15 protein-coding genes are annotated in these 17,518 nt (G+C 48.3%); 11 read left to right on the forward strand and 4 right to left on the reverse strand.

Annotated features, from left to right (window positions below; genetic code table 11):
- The first annotated feature begins 40 nt into the window (after positions 1-40).
- Entirely contained in the window at positions 41-1,564 is a 1,524-nt protein-coding gene (locus tag CLOSA_RS05045) for a PTS transporter subunit EIIC (RefSeq protein WP_013271690.1), read from the forward strand.
- Between the two features lie 48 nt (positions 1,565-1,612).
- On the opposite strand, the gene CLOSA_RS05050 is transcribed toward CLOSA_RS05045, so the two are convergent.
- Both CLOSA_RS05050 and CLOSA_RS05055 read right to left on the reverse strand, forming a co-directional pair.
- Positions 1,613-2,404, reverse strand: a complete 792-nt coding sequence (locus tag CLOSA_RS05050; protein WP_013271691.1) for a MurR/RpiR family transcriptional regulator — start codon at positions 2,402-2,404, stop codon at positions 1,613-1,615.
- A complete protein-coding gene (locus tag CLOSA_RS05055) occupies positions 2,388-3,212 on the reverse strand; it encodes a MurR/RpiR family transcriptional regulator (RefSeq protein ID WP_013271692.1) in 825 nt (274 codons plus the stop codon). Before CLOSA_RS05055 ends, CLOSA_RS05050 begins: the two co-directional genes overlap by 17 nt.
- A 192-nt stretch (positions 3,213-3,404) precedes the next feature.
- On the opposite strand from CLOSA_RS05055, the gene CLOSA_RS05060 reads away from it, so the two are divergent.
- The 4 genes from CLOSA_RS05060 to CLOSA_RS05075 are packed head-to-tail and all read left to right on the forward strand — an operon-like array spanning position 3,405 to position 7,271.
- Positions 3,405-4,145, forward strand: coding sequence for a nucleoside phosphorylase (locus tag CLOSA_RS05060; RefSeq protein ID WP_013271693.1), 741 nt, complete (start codon positions 3,405-3,407; stop codon positions 4,143-4,145).
- Between the two features lie 47 nt (positions 4,146-4,192).
- Entirely contained in the window at positions 4,193-4,795 is a 603-nt protein-coding gene (locus CLOSA_RS05065; protein WP_013271694.1) for an ECF transporter S component, read from the forward strand.
- A 20-nt stretch (positions 4,796-4,815) separates the two neighbouring features.
- The gene (locus CLOSA_RS05070) at positions 4,816-5,589 is read left to right on the forward strand and encodes an energy-coupling factor transporter transmembrane component T family protein (protein ID WP_013271695.1); all 774 of its coding nucleotides are present in this window, start codon (positions 4,816-4,818) and stop codon (positions 5,587-5,589) included.
- Positions 5,580-7,271 carry an ABC transporter ATP-binding protein gene (locus tag CLOSA_RS05075; RefSeq protein WP_013271696.1) on the forward strand — a complete coding sequence of 564 codons (1,692 nt, stop codon included), beginning with the start codon at positions 5,580-5,582 and terminating at the stop codon, positions 7,269-7,271. The genes CLOSA_RS05070 and CLOSA_RS05075 overlap by 10 nt, the downstream gene beginning before the upstream one ends.
- A 98-nt stretch (positions 7,272-7,369) precedes the next feature.
- Here the strand turns inward: CLOSA_RS05075 and CLOSA_RS05080 are convergent, their stop codons facing one another.
- The gene (locus tag CLOSA_RS05080; protein WP_013271697.1) at positions 7,370-7,879 is read right to left on the reverse strand and encodes a hypothetical protein; all 510 of its coding nucleotides are present in this window, start codon (positions 7,877-7,879) and stop codon (positions 7,370-7,372) included.
- Positions 7,880-8,143: 264 nt separating this feature from the next.
- On the opposite strand from CLOSA_RS05080, the gene CLOSA_RS05085 reads away from it, so the two are divergent.
- The 6 genes from CLOSA_RS05085 to CLOSA_RS05110 all read left to right on the forward strand — a co-directional run bounded on the left by CLOSA_RS05085 (position 8,144) and on the right by CLOSA_RS05110 (position 15,528).
- Entirely contained in the window at positions 8,144-9,841 is a 1,698-nt protein-coding gene (locus CLOSA_RS05085) for a L,D-transpeptidase family protein (RefSeq protein ID WP_013271699.1), read from the forward strand.
- A gap of 175 nt (positions 9,842-10,016) precedes the next feature.
- Positions 10,017-10,292: a hypothetical protein gene (locus CLOSA_RS05090; RefSeq protein ID WP_013271700.1), complete on the forward strand. Its 276-nt coding sequence runs from the start codon at positions 10,017-10,019 to the stop codon at positions 10,290-10,292.
- A gap of 118 nt (positions 10,293-10,410) precedes the next feature.
- Positions 10,411-12,084, forward strand: coding sequence for a glutamine--tRNA ligase/YqeY domain fusion protein (locus CLOSA_RS05095; protein ID WP_013271701.1), 1,674 nt, complete (start codon positions 10,411-10,413; stop codon positions 12,082-12,084).
- A gap of 153 nt (positions 12,085-12,237) precedes the next feature.
- Positions 12,238-13,686 carry a MocR-like pyridoxine biosynthesis transcription factor PdxR gene (gene pdxR, locus CLOSA_RS05100; RefSeq protein ID WP_013271702.1) on the forward strand — a complete coding sequence of 483 codons (1,449 nt, stop codon included), beginning with the start codon at positions 12,238-12,240 and terminating at the stop codon, positions 13,684-13,686.
- Positions 13,679-14,548: an MORN repeat-containing protein gene (locus tag CLOSA_RS05105; RefSeq protein ID WP_013271703.1), complete on the forward strand. Its 870-nt coding sequence runs from the start codon at positions 13,679-13,681 to the stop codon at positions 14,546-14,548. The genes pdxR and CLOSA_RS05105 overlap by 8 nt, the downstream gene beginning before the upstream one ends.
- Positions 14,549-14,565: 17 nt before the next feature.
- A complete protein-coding gene (locus CLOSA_RS05110) occupies positions 14,566-15,528 on the forward strand; it encodes an AraC family transcriptional regulator (RefSeq protein WP_013271704.1) in 963 nt (320 codons plus the stop codon).
- Between the two features lie 32 nt (positions 15,529-15,560).
- Here CLOSA_RS05110 and CLOSA_RS05115 read toward each other — a convergent pair whose 3' ends face one another.
- Complete coding sequence (locus tag CLOSA_RS05115; RefSeq protein WP_013271705.1) at positions 15,561-17,453, reverse strand: DUF5696 domain-containing protein; 1,893 nt, start codon at positions 17,451-17,453, stop codon at positions 15,561-15,563.
- Between the last annotated feature and the right edge of the window lie 65 nt (positions 17,454-17,518).

The raw sequence follows: 17,518 nt of genomic DNA on the forward strand, positions 1-17,518 counted from the left end.
CCGCAGCAAAAGGGTGACTGCGGCGGGAGAGGATATTATCATGAAAAAAAACAGGGTGATGGACTTTTTCTCTGCTTTAGGGCGTAGCTTACTGATGCCCATAGCAGCTTTGGCTGCCTGCGGAATTGTACTGGGGCTGACTTCGGCGCTTATGAAGGCGCAGGTACAGGCGGCGGTTCCGTTATTACAGCAGGGGCTTATATTATTCATTATTTCTACATTAAATAAAGTATCAGGGGTTGTTTTTACACTGATTCCGGTTCTTTTTTCCATTTCCATTTCCTTTGGCATGGCCAGGGATGAAAAGGAAATAGCCGCATTTGCAGGCTTTATCGGATATTATACGTTTCTCGTGGCATCATCATGTATGATCAACTCCGGTTTCATGAATTTCGGGGCTTTAAAGATATCCACGATTCTGGGTGTTGAGACGCTGGATATGGGAGCAGTTGCCGGTATTGTTTCCGGTATCATAACCGCTTCGCTCCATAACCGGTATCACAAAATCACCTTCCCGGTAGCCATTTCCTTTTATGGCGGCAAACGTTTTGTGGCCATTGTGGTCATCATGGCCATGGCTGTGGTGGGGCTGGTGGCTCCGATCATCTGGTCGCCTGTGTCCATGGTCATTGACGGCATGGGAGGTCTGATATCTGCCACAGGGCTGGCCGGGGTATTTGGCTACGGATTCCTGGAACGTCTACTGATTCCCACCGGCCTGCATCACGTTTTAAACGGCATATTCCGCACCACCTCCATAGGAGGAACCTATGAAGGCGTGGAAGGATGCCTGAATATCTTTTTGCAGTTTGTTGATAAGGTAGACATTTCTGAGCTCAGGCAATTCACCGTATTTTTAGGACAGGGGAAAATGCCCATGATGATGTTCGGACTTCCGGCAGCGGCTTTGGCGATCTACAGGACCTCTCCTCCGGAGAAAAAAAGCAAGGTAAAAGCTCTCATGATTGCAGGTGTTGCAGCCAGCATTGTGTCAGGAATCACCGAACCCCTGGAATTCTCATTTATGTTTATTGCTCCCCCCCTGTTTCTCTTCCACGCAGTCATGGGAGGACTGTCCTTTCTGCTCATGGCGGCTTGTAACGTCATTATCGGAAACACAGGCGGCGGACTGATCGATTTTCTGATCTGGGGCGTGTTCCAGCCGGGATCCCGCTGGTACTGGGTAATTATCACAGGACCCTTCTTTTCCCTGGCCTATTATTTTGTTTTCAAAAGCTATTTGACAAAAAAACAGCTTTCCATTGACGTATCTGACGAAGAACAGGAGACAGGTTCCCGGGGGAGCTCCATGGAAGATAAGCAGCATGCCCTGGCATCCAGAATTATAGAGGGTCTTGGAGGAACCGGAAATATTGCAGTGGTGAACAACTGTCTGACCAGGCTTCGTGTGGACATAAAGGATATGGGACTGGTAAGTGAAGAGCTTTTAAAGAAAACCGGTGCAATGGGATTTGTCCGTTCCAGCGATAGCCACATTCAGGTGATTTATGGACCAAAGGTGGAAGGAATTGCATCCAACGTAAGGGAAATATTAAAATATTAAAAACAAAGAAAGCTGTCTGACCGTGCAGTTATGGTCAGACAGCTTTTTCTATATTCCGGGCGGAGGGGCAGTGCCGCCTTCCTCTGCCGGGGAATTCTGTTTGATCCTGGCTGCCAGTTCTATAAGGAGCTGGATCATGGTGAATATTCCAAGCCTGGGATTGATGTCTACATGACGGTATTCCTCATTCCGGTCATTGGTGCAGAGAGCGAAGGTGCTATATGGGATCAGGGGGCTGTCCTTTTCGCAGGTAAGCAGTACTGTTATGGCACCCCGGGCCTTGGCCCTGCGAAAGACGGATAGATAGCGCCTGGCATCCCCATGGGCTGTAATGATGAAAAGAACGGCATTGCTGCTGATCTCATATATCAGTCCGTTAAGCAGGCGCTGCCACTCCACCAGAATGCAGGGACAGTCCAGGGTGGTCAGGACGGTCTGGAGGTATTTGGCCGCCAGGGAGCTTAAATTAGAGCCGTAAATATAAATGGGCCGGTCGCTGGTTAACAGCCCGGCAATTTCTTCCAGTTTCTCCTCATCCACCTGATCCAGATTGTCTTTAAACAGGGCAAGAGAGTGGTGGACCAGATCATCCGCTCGGAAGGTCTGAGGATGCAGCTGCTTTAATTCCTTGCGCACCTGGTATTTGAATTCGTTATAGCCTTTTAAGCCCAGCTTCTGGCAGAAACGGACAATGGTGGCATTGGAGGTATATAAGCCTGCGCTTAAATCATTTAAATTAGCATAAACAGAAGAGGGGAGATTGGATTCAAAATACTTCAGGATCCCTTCTTCCGTATCTGTAAGCGTAAGCTGATGTGCCTTTTCAAATAATGGAATCATGATTTTCCCCCTGCTCTGTCTGGTCCCTGCCAGACTGCTTGTAGTGAAGATAGCTTCGTATAATAACGTCGATCACGTAAAACACGGGAAGCCTGGAGGTGAATTCTGCGCCAGAGTTCTCCCGCTGGTCAGTGAAGAAGCGGAAATTAACAGTGGCCAGGCTGGCAACGGCATTGTTGGTATATGGAGTGATGGAGAGGATGGGGACGTTGTTCATACGGGCAATTTTTCCAAGGCGCAGGGTGGGGCCGAAATCCCCTGTGGTGCTGATTAAGATCAGCAGGGATTCCGTATGGATGTTTCTTAAGATATGCTCACCCATTTTGCCGGATTCGATCTTGTACACATTCTGGCGTCCGATGGAAAAAAGCAGCTTCTCAAAATAGTCACTCAGAATGGAAGTGATCCCTCCGGGTGCCCATAAATAAACCGGGCAGTCACTGTCAAAATACCGGAAGGCCGAGCTGAGCTGATCTTCGGATATGAGGCTGGAGGTCCCTTCCACGTTGGAACACAGGCTGTCAATCAGGATCCGGGTGGTGAAGGCCTGGGTCTTTGAAGCGGCAGATCCTGTACCTTCTTTTCTTCCTTCGGCACGAAGTGCATATTTAAACTCTGCAAAGCCGGAGTACCCAAGCTTCTTGCAAAAACGCAGGATGGTGGCAGAGGAATAGGCTGTCTGGGAGGCCAGTGACTGTATGCTCATATCCAGAATCTCTTCGGTGTGTTCATAAACAAATTTCAGGATGTTCAGTTCGTTGCTGCTTAGGCTTTTAATAACAGTATCATCCAGATGAAGTGTGACCATAGGAAACCTCCTCGCAAATCTCTTTTGTCCATTTTATCACGAATGCATGAGAAGTCAATGCGGCCTGGGGGAAATGGGAAGGCAGCCAGGCTAAATGCCTGGGGAATCAGGAGCAGTTTGTGGCAACAGATTGACAGTATGGTCTCTTTGTGCTACATTCAGGACATAAAAGGGTGAAAGGAGATGATGCCTGTGGCTGAGATCATGCCTCATATTAAGCTGTCGGAAGAACATGCCGTTCCCTATGGGCTGCTGCCGGGAGACCCGAAACGTCTTGACCGGATTGCAGCCTGTCTCACGGATGTGGAGGAACTGGCCTTTCACAGGGAGTTTCGAAGTCTTAAGGGAAAATACAGGGGAGTTCCGGTCATGGCGGTATCCACAGGAATTGGAGGAGCGTCCGCTGCCATAGCCGTGGAGGAACTGGCCAGGATCGGGGTGAAGGCCATGATCCGGATTGGAAGCTGCGGGGCGCTGCAAAAGGGAATCCGTCTTGGGGATTTGATTCTGGTTAATGGGGCTGTCAGAGATGACGGAGCCTCGTCCTCTTATGTGGATTCCATTTTTCCGGCTGTGCCGGATACGGAGCTTTTGCTTTCCTGCATGGAAAGCGCCAGGCAACTGGGTGCCAGGACTCATGTAGGAATAGCCAGAAGCCATGACAGCTTTTACATTGATGAGGAGAAGGAAGTCTGTGCCTTTTGGGCAGGAAAGGGAGTGATGGGCTCTGATATGGAAACCGCAGCGTTATTTGTGGTGGGTGGACTGCGGGGAGTGAAAACCGCCTCTATTTTAAATGTAGTGGTTGAACATGAAGAATCCTTGGAGGACAGCATCAACAGCTATACAGGCGGAGAGTCCGCCATGATGAGGGGAGAGCATCTGGAGATCCTGACGGCTTTGGAAGCCTTTGTCCGGCTGGATCAAGGCTGAAAGAAAACCATCTTTCAGCCTGTAAAAAAATGATTGGAGGAAATGAGATGAAAAATTTATTCAAAACCAAATTAAACGCGGCCTGCTTTGTGCTGATTCCTGCCTGTATTGGAATCAACTATTTAGGAAAGCTTTTTGCGTCAGTTTTAAAGCTGCCTCTTTGGCTGGATTCCATCGGCACCTGCATCGGAGGAATACTGGGCGGGCCTGTCATCGGAGGAATCTGCGGAGCTGCCAATAACTTGATTTACGGTTTTACCACAGGTGATTCCATTACCCTGGTCTATGCCCTGACCAGCCTGGGAATCGGCGTGGCGGTAGGAATCATGGCAAGGCTCGGACGCATGGAAAGGCTTTCGGGGGCCATACTCACCGCCTGTGTGGCAGGCCTTACGGCTGTTGTGATCTCCACTCCTTTAAACATCATTTTCTGGGGAGGAACCACGGGTAATATCTGGGGAGATGCTGTCTTTGCCTGGTCACAGGCTTCCGGGCTTCCTGTTGCTTTTGGATCCTTCCTGGATGAAGTCATCGTGGATGTGCCGGATAAACTGATCACCCTGTTGATTGTGTTTGCCATCATCAAAGGACTTCCCAAAAAACTTACCTCTCTTTACGAAGTGGATGATGAAGTAATGAGTCTGGATTAAAGCAGGAAAGGCAGAATTATATGAAAAGTATCAGTCTTTACGTGGATAAAGATACCTTCTTAACCAGGCTGCATCCCTTTGCCAAGATGTTTTATATTCTGACAGCTGTCAGCGCACCCCTGATCGGGGGTGCGCTTTGGATGTACATCCTGTTTTTAGGCCTTAGCCTATGCCTTTTGGCCAGCGGAAAGATCGTAAGCAGGGTTCTGCCCTTGATCGCATTTTCTTTTACCATTATCTTTACCATTTTTTTGATCCACGGTCTTTTTAACCAGGAGAACCAGAAGGCTTTGTTTCGTCTTGGCCCTCTTGTATTTTATCAGGAAGGTCTTCTTTATGCGGCCAGGATCGGGCTTAATATCTTAAACATGCTTTTGGCCTTTGCCACCTTTGTATTGGCCACCAAGCCTGCGGATCTGGTGGAAACCATGGAGCAGGCAGGCTTTTCTCCCAGATTCGGATATATGATCAGCTCTGTTTTCCAGATCATTCCCCAGATGATGGGGACCATGAATACCATCATGGATGCCCAGAGAAGCCGGGGCATGGAAACAGAGGGGAGTCTGCTTGTAAGGGCCAGGGCGTTTATTCCCCTGATTTCGCCTGTAGTCAGCAGCTCCCTGATCAACACCAGGGAAAGGGCCATAGCCCTGGAGGTACGGGGATTTGATTCAAGGATCAAAAAGACATTTTTAAGGGAACACAGGTTCAATGGGAGGGACAAGACATTCCTGTCACTTATGGTCCTGCTTATTGCCGGTTCCGTGATATGGAGGGTGCTTGCATGGCTTTGATCGAAGTGAAAAACTTGAAATACCGGTATCCCCATAGGTCAGATCTGGCTCTTGACGGAATCGATTTTCAGGTGGAAAAGGGGCAGTTTATCGGGATTGCCGGTGAGAACAAGGCAGGAAAGAGCACCTTGTGCCAGGCCTTTGCCGGGCTGGTTCCCACCATGTTCCGGGGGGCTTACGGAGGAGGAATCCTCATTGACGGAGCGGAGGCGGCGAAGACACCCATTGCCTCGCTGTGCCAGAAGGTTGGGCTTGTGTTCCAGAACCCGTTTAACCAGCTTTCGGGAGCAAAGGATACGGTTTTTGAGGAAATTGCCTTTGGGCTTCAAAACCTGGGGATTTCCAGGGATGAGATTTTTAAGAGGGTGGAAAAAAATTTAAAGCTTCTGGATATTGAGGAATACAGGGACAGAAATCCCTTTGATCTATCCGGCGGACAGACCCAGAGGGTGGCTATCGCCAGCATTCTCGCCATGGAGCCTAAAATCATCGTCCTTGATGAGCCTACCTCCCAGCTGGACCCGCAGGGAAGCGAAGAGGTGTTCCGGGTGGTTGACAAGCTGGCAAAAACAGGCATCACCATTATTATGGTGGAGCAGAAAATAGAGAAGCTTGCCTCCTATTGTCATAAGATCCTTCTTCTTCATGAAGGAAAACAGGTAGCCTTTGATACACCGGAACGGATTTTTTCAAGGGATGATCTGGAAGCGCTTGGTGTGAAGCCGCCGGTTTATACTCAGGTATGCAGGGCCCTTGGCGTCAGCAGAAAGGAAGGGGATGATAAGCTTTATCCAGTCACCCTGGAACAGATGGAACATTTAAAGGATCAGTTTCCGCCTAAGCTGATTGGCAGGACTTTTCCAAAAGGCAGGAACGTGGAGCCGGGCCAGGAAGTGTTCCAAATTCAGGATCTTGGGTTTCATTACCAGCCGGATACTCCGGTAATTGAGCACTTAGATCTTTGCCTGGATGCAAGACCTACCGCCATCATCGGACAAAATGGGGCAGGGAAGACCACCCTGGTCAAGCTGCTGAAGGGACTTTTAAAGCCTGAGGCTGGAAGCATTCTCTTTGAAGGAGAAGATATATCCAGGAGAACCGTGGCGCAGCTTGCCGGAAAGGTGGGGTATGTGTTCCAGAACCCGGATGACCAGATATTTAAAAACAGAGTGATGGAAGAGGTTATGGTGGGACCTTTAAATTTGGGGATGAGCCGGAGCGAGGCGCAAAAGAGGGCATCGGAGGCCCTTGCAATGGTAGGACTTATGGAGGCGGCAGAGGAAAATCCTTATGACCTTGATTTATCGGAAAGGAAAATGGTAGCCATCGCTTCGGTGGTGGCCATGGATCCCAGAGTCCTTATTTTAGATGAACCAACCATAGCCCAGGATGCAGGAGGAAGGGCCGTGTTGGGACAGATAGTCCGTACCTTAAGGGAAAAGGGAAAATTTGTACTGGCGATCCTTCATGATATGGATTTTGTTGCAGAATACTTTGAACGGGTCATTATCATGGCTCACGGAAAAGTACTGTCCGACGGACCGGGAGAAGAGGTTTTTTATGAAAAGGATAGCTTATCCAAGGCCAGGCTGGAGCAGCCTCACACCACCAGGCTGTGTGAATTTCTGGGCTATGAGGGTGCATTTTTGACGGCAGAGGATATAAAGGCTGCGGACAGATAGCCATTGCATCTTTGCTCCTATCCGCAGGCAGGAAACGCCTGGCTTACAGAGGAATCCCTTTGAAGCCAGGTGTTTTTTATGTTGGAAGGAAGACTATTCTAGGTTTTTCTTTCAGGAGGGCAGAAAACCACGATCATCAGGGGAGTGGTGGCAGCCGGGATGCTTCGGGTGGTAAACTCGTAAAGAACAAGAAGAAAATGGCCGCCTGGATTGTAAAAGTAAGTCTGCCCGTTGGAAAGGATGAGCGTTGTCTCGCTTTGATTAGAAAGGTTCAGCTTCAGGGTTTGAGAAGAATTCAACAGGTTTTCGTCAAAATAATCTAAAACAGCCTCATACCCATCGCTGTTTTCCGCAAGAAGGACCGCTGTAAACTGGGGCGGATAAATAAGAGGCACAGGCGCTTTGGTATCATAGAAGGCAACAATGGAATCACCGGTGTGAAAGGTGTACTGGTCAAGGACATAGGTTTGGGGAGTGACTATAAAATTTGTTTGTCCCAGGCTCTCACTCATGATGGAGATAATCATGTTGCAGCTTTTGTCTTCCGAAGAGGTCATTAAGGGATTAACGGAAGTAACTGTTCCGTAAACAGGAGAATAGCGTGCCATAAAAGATCCTTTTCATCATTCTTATTTTTATCTTATGAAGGAGGCAAAGGCATTATGAAATATTTTCCCATCATGAGAAGCCGGAATTCACTTAAAATCCTTATAAGGAAAGCCTTACCCCCCATCATGTACTGGAGAATGGACAGGAAAGAGGAAATCGTAATAAAAATGTCAAGAAATATACCGTAAATATTTAGACAAATTTCGCGGTTTTCATGTATAATATACTCTGAACGATAAGGTAAGCAAAGAGGTAGGTATTAAATGGAAAACGTGAAACCGCGCAGCAGAAAGAAAAAGCCACTGGGATTAAAAGGCTGGGCAGCAATTGGAAGCGGGACTGTAGCTGCAGCGGCGCTGATTGCTGCCCTGATCTATCTTCAGATGGGCAGGCAGTATGAGAAGGTGTTTTTTCCTAACACCACGATCAATGGAGTCGATGCATCTAAGAAATCCATTGAAGAAGTAAAGAAGTCGATCGCTTCCGGAATTGATGGCTATGTGCTGTCAATCAGGGAGAGAGGAGGAAACACAGAGGAAATAAAGGGAAAGGATATCGGCCTTGAGTCGGTTTTTGACGGAAGCCTTGAAAAGCTTTTGGCTGACCAGAAGACCTACCAATGGCTGAAGCACATAAAAACGCCCCAGGAATACGATATTGGGACCATGATCCAGTATGACAAGGACAAACTGGAAGCGCTTGTTTCCGGCTTGTCATGTTTGAACGATGAGCTTGTGGAGAAGCCGGAAAACGCCCGGGTATCCGGATATGCATCGGGACAGGGGTATCAGATTCTGCCTGCAAAAGAAGGAAACCAGTTGGATCCGGAAAAGGTGAAGACAGAGATTTCCCAGGCTGTCATAAACTTAAAACCGGAGATCTCCCTGGAGGAACTTGAGGCCTATGTAAAGCCTGAAATCCCGGCGGATGATCCCCAGCTGATTGCCCAGGTGCAGACATTAAACAAATACGCCAATGTTACCATTACATACAGCTTTGGAGAGGAAAAGAAAGTTTTAAACGGCGATACGATTTCCAAGTGGACCGGCATCGGGGAGGATGGAAAGGTTTATTTAAACAGCTCCGAGGTCACTGCATATGTGAAGGAGCTGGCCTCTAAATATGATACGTCAAGCAAGGCCAAAAGCTTAAAGACCTCCTATGGTCAGACCGTAAAAATCACCGGTGGCAGCTATGGCTGGAGAATCGACCAAAGCGCCGAGGCAGATGAGCTGGCGGAGCTGATCCGTTCCGGACAGAGCGTGGTCAGGGAACCGGTTTACAAACAGAAAGCAGCCAGCCGCGGGGAAGCCGATTACGGCAAAACCTACGTGGAAGTGAACTTAACGGCCCAGCATCTGTATTTTTATAAAGATGGAAAGCTGGTGGTGGATTCGGATTTCGTATCCGGCAATGAGTCAAAGGGCTGGTCTACTCCTGCCGGAGTATATTCCCTTACCTATAAACAGAGGGATGCTACGTTAAAAGGAGAAAATTACAGGACTCCGGTGTCCTACTGGATGCCCTTTAATGGTAATATCGGCTTTCATGACGCCACATGGCGCAGTACCTTCGGAGGTACGATCTATAAGAACGGCGGATCACACGGTTGTGTCAACCTGCCGCCTGCTGTGGCGAAGACCATGTTTGAGAATATTGCATCAGGGGTTCCTGTTCTCTGCTATCATTTGCCTGGAACAGAATCCAAGGCGGCTTCTGACGGAACAGCGAAGCCGGGTGAGACAAAGCCTGCTACGGAGCAGACTACCGCTGCCAGGCCTACGGAAGCTCCGACAACGGCTCCCCAGACAACCGCTCCGGCCACTACTGCGGCTCCGCCCGCCACAAGGGAGCCGGAGACAGAGACGCCATCCAGCCCTCCTACCCCAGGGGGAGAGATCGGACCTGGAGTTTCCAGTACTTCAGGCAAGCATAAAACAGGGCCAGGGGCAACGAAATAAGACTGTCCGGCAGAAATATATGGGAGCAATGCCTCAGGCTGCTGTCCCGGCTTTCCACAAAGCAGGGCGGCGGCCTTTCCTATTTTCTGTAAAAAGCAGAGGATCTTCTTGACAACGGAAGGTTGGTAAGATAGGGTTTGATGTATGGAAGAGTACCGATAAGGAGGAATGTAAAATGCTTAATAAAGATACCTTCGTTCCCATGGCGTTTTTTAAAAAAGAGGCTTACACCGGGAGCATGAAAGGGATGCGCTACCGGGTAAAAAAAGAAGAGGAGAAGTTTTCCGCTGTGGTATACCCGGAACCCTATTGTTATGAGGCGACTCCCGAGGAGAAAAAAATCCGGGCGGCTTTTCCTTTTACGGAAGAAGGAAGGATCCAGGTGTTGAACTGGATCAATCAGCAGTATGAGGAAAACCAGCGGGTTTGGGAGAAGACCGCAAGAACATGACTGGTATGGCTCCAATGGGGCTATGGCCTGTTTCTTTGCTGTATTTTCCCCCTTTCCTAAATAGGTGAAGTATGATATGATAGTGTATTATTGGAATTACTGACATGGAGGAAGAGAAATGGAAGCGAACAAAGAAGAAGTTGTTTCTAAAAACTTTATTGAACAGGAGATAGATAAGGATCTTGCAGAGGGCGTTTACGATCATGTGCAGACCAGGTTTCCGCCGGAGCCTAACGGCTATCTGCACATCGGACATGCTAAATCCATATTGTTGAACTATGGCCTGGCTCAGAAGTATGGTGGAAAATTCAACCTCCGTTTTGACGATACAAACCCGACAAAAGAGAAAACAGAATTTGTAGAATCCATCATGGAGGATGTGAAGTGGCTGGGTGCTGATTTTGAGGACCGCCTTTTCTTTGCTTCCAATTATTTTCAGGAGATGTATGATTGTGCCGTCCTTTTAATAAAGAAGGGAAAGGCATTTGTCTGTGATCTGACTGCAGAAGAGATCAGGGAATACCGGGGAGATTTTAAAACCCCGGGAAAAGAAAGCCCTTACCGGAACCGCTCTGTGGAAGAGAACTTAAAGCTGTTTGAAGAGATGAAGGAAGGCAAATATCAGGATGGGGAAAAGGTTCTCCGTGCCAAGATTGATATGGCGTCTCCCAACATCAATATGAGGGATCCGGTTATTTACCGGGTGGCCCGCATGACGCACCATAACACCGGAGATCAGTGGTGCATTTATCCCATGTATGATTTTGCCCACCCCATTGAGGATGCCATTGAGCGCATTACTCATTCCATCTGCACTCTGGAATTTGAAGATCACAGGCCTCTTTACGACTGGGTGGTCAAAGAGTGCGAGTATGCCAATCCGCCCCGCCAGATCGAGTTTGCAAAGCTGTATCTGACCAATGTGGTCACTGGAAAACGCTACATCAAGAAGCTGGTGGAAGACGGTATCGTTGACGGCTGGGACGACCCCCGCCTGGTATCCATTGCAGCCTTAAGAAGAAGAGGCTATACCCCGGAATCCCTGCGCATGTTTGTGGATCTGGTAGGCGTATCAAAGGCCAACAGTTCCGTGGATTATGCCATGCTGGAATACTGTATCCGTGAGGATTTAAAGCTGAAAAAACCAAGAATGATGGCGATCCTGGATCCGGTGAAGCTGGTCATTGACAACTATCCTGAGGATACCATCGAGTATCTGGATGTTGCTAACAACCTGGAAAATCCTGAATTAGGAGAACGTAAGGTCCCCTTTGGAAAAGAATTATATATCGAACGGGAAGACTTTATGGAAGAGCCTATTAAGAAATATTTCCGCCTTTTCCCAGGCAATGAAGTCCGCCTGATGAATGCTTATTTTGTCACCTGCTCAAGCTGTGAAAAGGATGCTGACGGCAATGTGACAGTGGTACATTGTACCTATGATCCGGAGACAAAAAGCGGTTCCGGCTTTGAGGGCAGAAAGGTAAAGGGAACCATTCACTGGGTGGCATCTTCCACTGCAGTACAGGCGGAATGCCGTCTGTATGAAAACATCGTTGACGAAGAAAAAGGAAAGCTTAATGAGGATGGCAGCTTAAACTTAAATCCAAATTCTCTGACAATCTTAAAGAACTGCTTTGTGGAGCCCGGCTTCTTAAGCGCAAAGGCTTATGACAGCTTCCAGTTTGTAAGAAACGGTTTCTTCTGCATTGACTGTAAGGACAGCAGGGAAGATCATCTGGTATTTAACCGGATTGTTTCGTTAAAGAGTTCTTTTAAAATAACAAAATAACCTATGACCGGCTCAAAAGGCCGGTTACACGAGGAGAATGCTGCATGGCCGGGGGGAAAAAGGACGTGCGGCATTTCTTCATATCCGGTAAAGGAATACCAGGGGGTATTCCTTTATGCCCAGAACCCATGGGCAGAAAAGGAGGAGTTTTTCATGGAACTTATGATACCCTTAAAAAATCAGCCTGGGCTGCCCTATTACAGCCAGATTTACAGCTACATCAAAGAAGAAATCAAAAAGGGAAATATTGGCCCGGCGACCCGTCTCCCGTCTACAAGACAGCTTGCAGAAAATATAAAGGTCAGCCGAAGCACCACCCAGATGGCCTATGAACAGCTGCTGTCGGAAGGGTACATTGAGGCTGTTCCCTGTAAGGGGTATTTTGTATGCAGGATCGAGAGCCTGGTGCGCACCGGCCAGGATCAAGGGGATAAGATATCCTCATTTTTTTCTCCTTCTTCCGTTGGCAGGGATAAATCCGGGGAATGGAAGGTGGACTTTTCCCCCAGGGGCATTGATCTCTGCGCCTTTCCTTTTAATACCTGGAGGAAGATATCGAAAAACACCCTTGTAGACGATAACCGGGAGATGTTCATGCCGGGAGATCCCCAGGGAGAGCCTGCTTTCCGGGAAGCCATCCGGTCTTATCTTCATTCTGCCCGGGGGGTGAACTGCCTGGCAGAGCAGATTATCGTAGGGGCAGGTAGTGAATACCTATTGATGCTGCTGTCCCAGATCCTTGGGACGGAGCGGTTGATTGCCATGGAAAATCCCACCTATAAGCAGGCATACCGGGTCTTTCGCAGCTTAAAATACCAGGTAGTCCCTGTTGCCATGGACAAGTCTGGAATGGATGTGGAGCTTTTGAAAAAAAGCGGGGCAGACATCGCTTATGTGATGCCTTCCCACCAATATCCCACCGGCATAGTCATGCCGGTAAAAAGGAGACAGGAGCTTCTGGCCTGGGCTTATGAACAGGAGGGCCGGTATCTCATTGAGGATGATTATGACAGTGAATTCCGCTACAAGGGAAAGCCCATCCCTGCTTTACAGGGAATGGACGGAAGAAACCGGGTCATTTATTATGGTACCTTCTCCAAATCCATAGCTCCGGCCATCCGGGTAAGCTACATGGTCTTGCCGGCGCCATTGCTAGCTGTTTACCGGGAGCGGATGAATTTCTATGCATCCACAGTGTCCCGTATTGACCAGAACATCCTTTACGAGTTTATGGGAGAAGGGCATTACGAACGTCACTTAAACCGGATGAGGGCGGTATATAAGGCAAAGCACGACGCGATGTCAGTGGGGCTTAAGCCTTTTGAAAGTCAGTTTTTAATCACGGGAGAGCATGCTGGACTTCATTTACTCTTAACTGACCGAAAGAAACGGGCAGAGAGCCTGCTCATAAATATGGCGGCAACATCCGGGGTTAAGGTTTACGGAATGTCGGGATACTTTATCCAGGAAGAGCATAATGCTTATCCGTCAACCGTTGTTCTTGGTTATGCCAGCCTTACGGAAGAAGAGATAAGGACAGGACTTGCCCTGCTTTGTCAGGCCTGGTCCGTATGTGACCAAAAGGAGGGATCTTGTGAGTGAGAATTGGAAGGATCAGAAAAGAAAGGAAAACCTTCGCATCATCCTTTGGATCGGACTGATTACGCTGCTGCTGCTGATGCTCAGCATTGCCGGAACCATAAGGAATGGAAATAAATATGAAGAGCCGGCCGGGGATTTTACAGAGGTGGGAAAAGCGGAACCAAAGGCCCTGGCAGAGCCTTTGGAGGAGACGTCATCGGATGAGATAATCCTCACTTCCGGGGATGAGGAGTTTTTAAAACGTCTGACAGAGCTGTTTGAACAGGGGGACTTAGAAGGCGCTGCCAGGGTGTTAAGCAGTTATGAAATCCCATGGAAAGATTTTCCCTGCATCTATGACGGTACAACCATGAAAGGGAAGATATCTTCCGGCAAAGGACTGGTGTTTATAAAAGCTTCCACGGTCTTTTATGGGAATTTTATATCAGGAAAGCCGGAGGGAGAATGTGCTGCCCTACAGGTTCTTGAACTGGAGGAGGGGAAGCGCTATGATTACTCCTACGGCACATGGGAGAAGGGAAAAATGAACGGAACCGGAGAATGCGGCTATCATTATTACGACGGGGTAACAGAGGGCATTGCAAAGCTGAATTCTAAAAGAGGTGCTTTTCAGGATGATCTGATGCAGGGAGAGATCACTTATACCAGTACGAACTCAGAAGGAGAGTCTGCTGTCTGGCAGTTTCAGGTAGCAAATGGCATCATTGTAAAAGACGACAGGTGGATGAAGGATACGGACGATTCCGGCGCAGTCATTTATAAGCTGATGGCAAAGGGGGCTGAGATTCATGCCTATGCTTTAGGGGAGAGCGCTATCGGAGAAGACAGGTGGAAAAACCTGCTTGTATTTCCACAGGCTTAAAAAGGAGGAGCTGACGGATGAATCAGGAGATCATAGACCGACTGGGAGTCATTACAGACGAGGAACGGGAAATAATCAACGGGCGGACGGAAATCGACCGCAACCGGTATACCGAGGGGCGGGATCTGGTCATTGACAGCAAAAAGATGCTGGAGCACGGGAAGATGATCTCCATCAGGCCCCACACCAGGTTTGTCCATTTTCCAAAGCACAAGCATAATTACATTGAAGTGATCTATATGTGCAGGGGGGAAACCGTCCATATTATTGACGGAGAAAAGGTCATTTTAAAAACCGGAGAGCTGCTGTTTTTAAATCAGCATGCCACTCAGGAGATCCTTCCGGCAGGAGAGGAGGATATTGGTGTAAACTTCATCATCCTGCCGGAATTTTTTGATACTGCTTTTGAAATGATGGGGGAAGAGGAAAATCTTCTCCGGGATTTTCTGGTAGGCTGCCTCTGTTTTGATCCCCGTTACGCCAGTTACCTTCATTTCCAGGTAGCGGATGTGCTGCCGGTACAGAATCTGGTGGAAAATATGGTGTGGACCCTTTTAGGAGACCAGCCCAATAAAAGACGCATCAATCAGATCACCATGGGACTTTTGTTTCTCCAGCTCATGCATTATACAGATAAGATCAGTCATACTCTGGAAAGCTTTGAACAGAAGCTGATCTTTCAGGTTCTTACCTACATTAATGAAAATTATAAGAATGGGGAGCTGACTGAGCTTGCGGCGCTGCTTAACTATAATATTTACTGGCTGAGCCGGGCCGTAAAAAGACTGACCGGCCGGACCTATAAGGAGCTTTTGCAGATTAAACGGCTGAATCAGGCTTCTTTCCTTCTTTTAAATACCAGAATCTCCGTGACGGACATCTCCATTGCAGTGGGGTATGATAATACCAGCTATTTCCACCGTATCTTCCGAAGCTATTATGGAATGTCCCCAAAGGAATACAGGGATTCCGTTTCTTAATAGGAGGCAGGGAAAAAATGGGTGGATAGATTCTATTGTCTGGTTTTGATTTCATAAGCTCCGTGAATCAGATCGATTTCAACTACAGTGCCGTCAGAAAATGCAGTGCGCTGCCGGTATGGATCACCTTCTATGAATTCATGATACACCATTTCGCACAGGGCTACCTTTTCGTGCAGGGAAGCGACAACCCTGCAGCGGTCCGCCATCTCTTTCTCAGAGAGAGCCTGATGGCCGCCAAAGGAGCCGTCGATGTTCTCATAGGCCCCATCCCGGATAAAATATGGTGCGCCGCCGTTTAAGAGGGCATAAAGCATGAAATCTTCTTTTTCATATTTTTCCATCATCCACGGAATGATCATACAGTCATGGTATACCAGGTTAAAAAGAGGTACACCTATTCCCTGGCGCTTGGCTCCCGGCTCGTGCATCATAAAGGAATAAGGAGCATAGTGGCAGAATACCAGGCTTTTCACGCACCAGTCCGTCACTTCTTCAGAGCTTGGAAGAATTCCCTGGGAAAGCAGATATTCAAAGCAGAGACTCCGGTAGTCTAAGCATTCCTTCCGGTTGATCCGGTGCCATGGGTGATTGCATTCATCCGGCTCGTTGCAGGTGAACACATCTAAGTAGGCACAGTCTAATGTTATTCCATTCTTTTTGATCTCAGTAAAGTTCCTTTTCACATAATAAGGAGCCTGGGTGGCACACAAATAGGTTTGCGGCCCCCCGGCCCAGTTGGCATGCTCCGTAAGGGTTCCATCAGGCTTTTGGGCTGCAAAATTCTGGTCAAAGGTTCTGGCTCTGCGGTAATAATCCCGGTACTGGTCGTGAATGCCAAAGGAGTATCCATATTCGTGCATGGTATCTGCAAGCTCCTTCATTTTTTCCCAGCCTCCTGCTTCTTCACAGGCAGGAAGATAGTCGGGATGCTGGTTGTCATAGCCTGGTTCCGCCCAGCCATCCAGATGGAGATACAGTTTTTTAAGGCCCAGATCCTTGTGGAAGCGGCGGATCTCACCGGTTCTTTTCTCAAAGCTGTATACATGGTTGTTTTTGTCCGGGTTTTCCGGGTCAAAGAATCGGGAATCCGGCATGACCTGGGTTTTGATTCCCTTGTGGATGAAGGAAGCACCCACCAGCTTGTGAACAGGTGCTTTGGCAGACTTTTCCTTAAGGGAACAGAAGATGCCCTGCTCCTTTGCATAGCTTCTGTAATGCTTGCAGATATCATTGTAATCGCAGTCCGTCAGAAAGGAATACCTCATGGTTCTCCGGCTGTTCATTTTACCCAGGCTGGGTAGCCATTTGATGCCGGTATGGGTATAGGGACCCATTGCCGGATGCTCCGCATAATAAGCCCCATCCCAGGGCTGTTCACAAATGGCGATATAGCCTTCTCCATCCTTTATCTGGGCAAACCAGGGCATGTAAGAACCGGCCGTGCACATCATACCGTCAAAGGGCAGCTTTTCCAGAGCTGTTTCCCAGGTGTTTGGTATGAGCAGCCCTTGCTGGATATTTAAAAGGGTATACCAACGGTCGCTTCCCTTATCAAATTCCATATATCCGGGCCAGTATACTTCCGAAACCGGGATGCTGCTTTCTGTTAAAGGAATCCATTCAAAATGTATGTCCTCCGTGGTATATTCTATCCATGATACCGTTTCAAAGGCCAGTCCAAGATCCTTGCCGTCTAACAGAAAGCCTTGGTAATGACTGATGACCCCTTCTCCTGCCCCTGTTTTCCATTGGTTATGGGTAATGGAAGCGGCGTCCTGAAAATAGACGGTCTGTCCGCCGATCACAAGGCGGGGCTTGTACTCCCTGCCCCATTTCCAATACGCATTTTTGTGCTTTATGGAAAATAAAAGGGAGTCTTCCCCGAATCTCAAGGCGGTTTGATTGATGATAATATCCTGCATGGTCCATCCTCCACTGATTTGATGGTTCTAATATACCACTTTTTCAGAAAAAAGCCTTACGGGAT

It is taken from the genome of [Clostridium] saccharolyticum WM1 (assembly GCF_000144625.1).
Lineage (GTDB): Bacteria > Bacillota > Clostridia > Lachnospirales > Lachnospiraceae > Lacrimispora > Lacrimispora saccharolytica.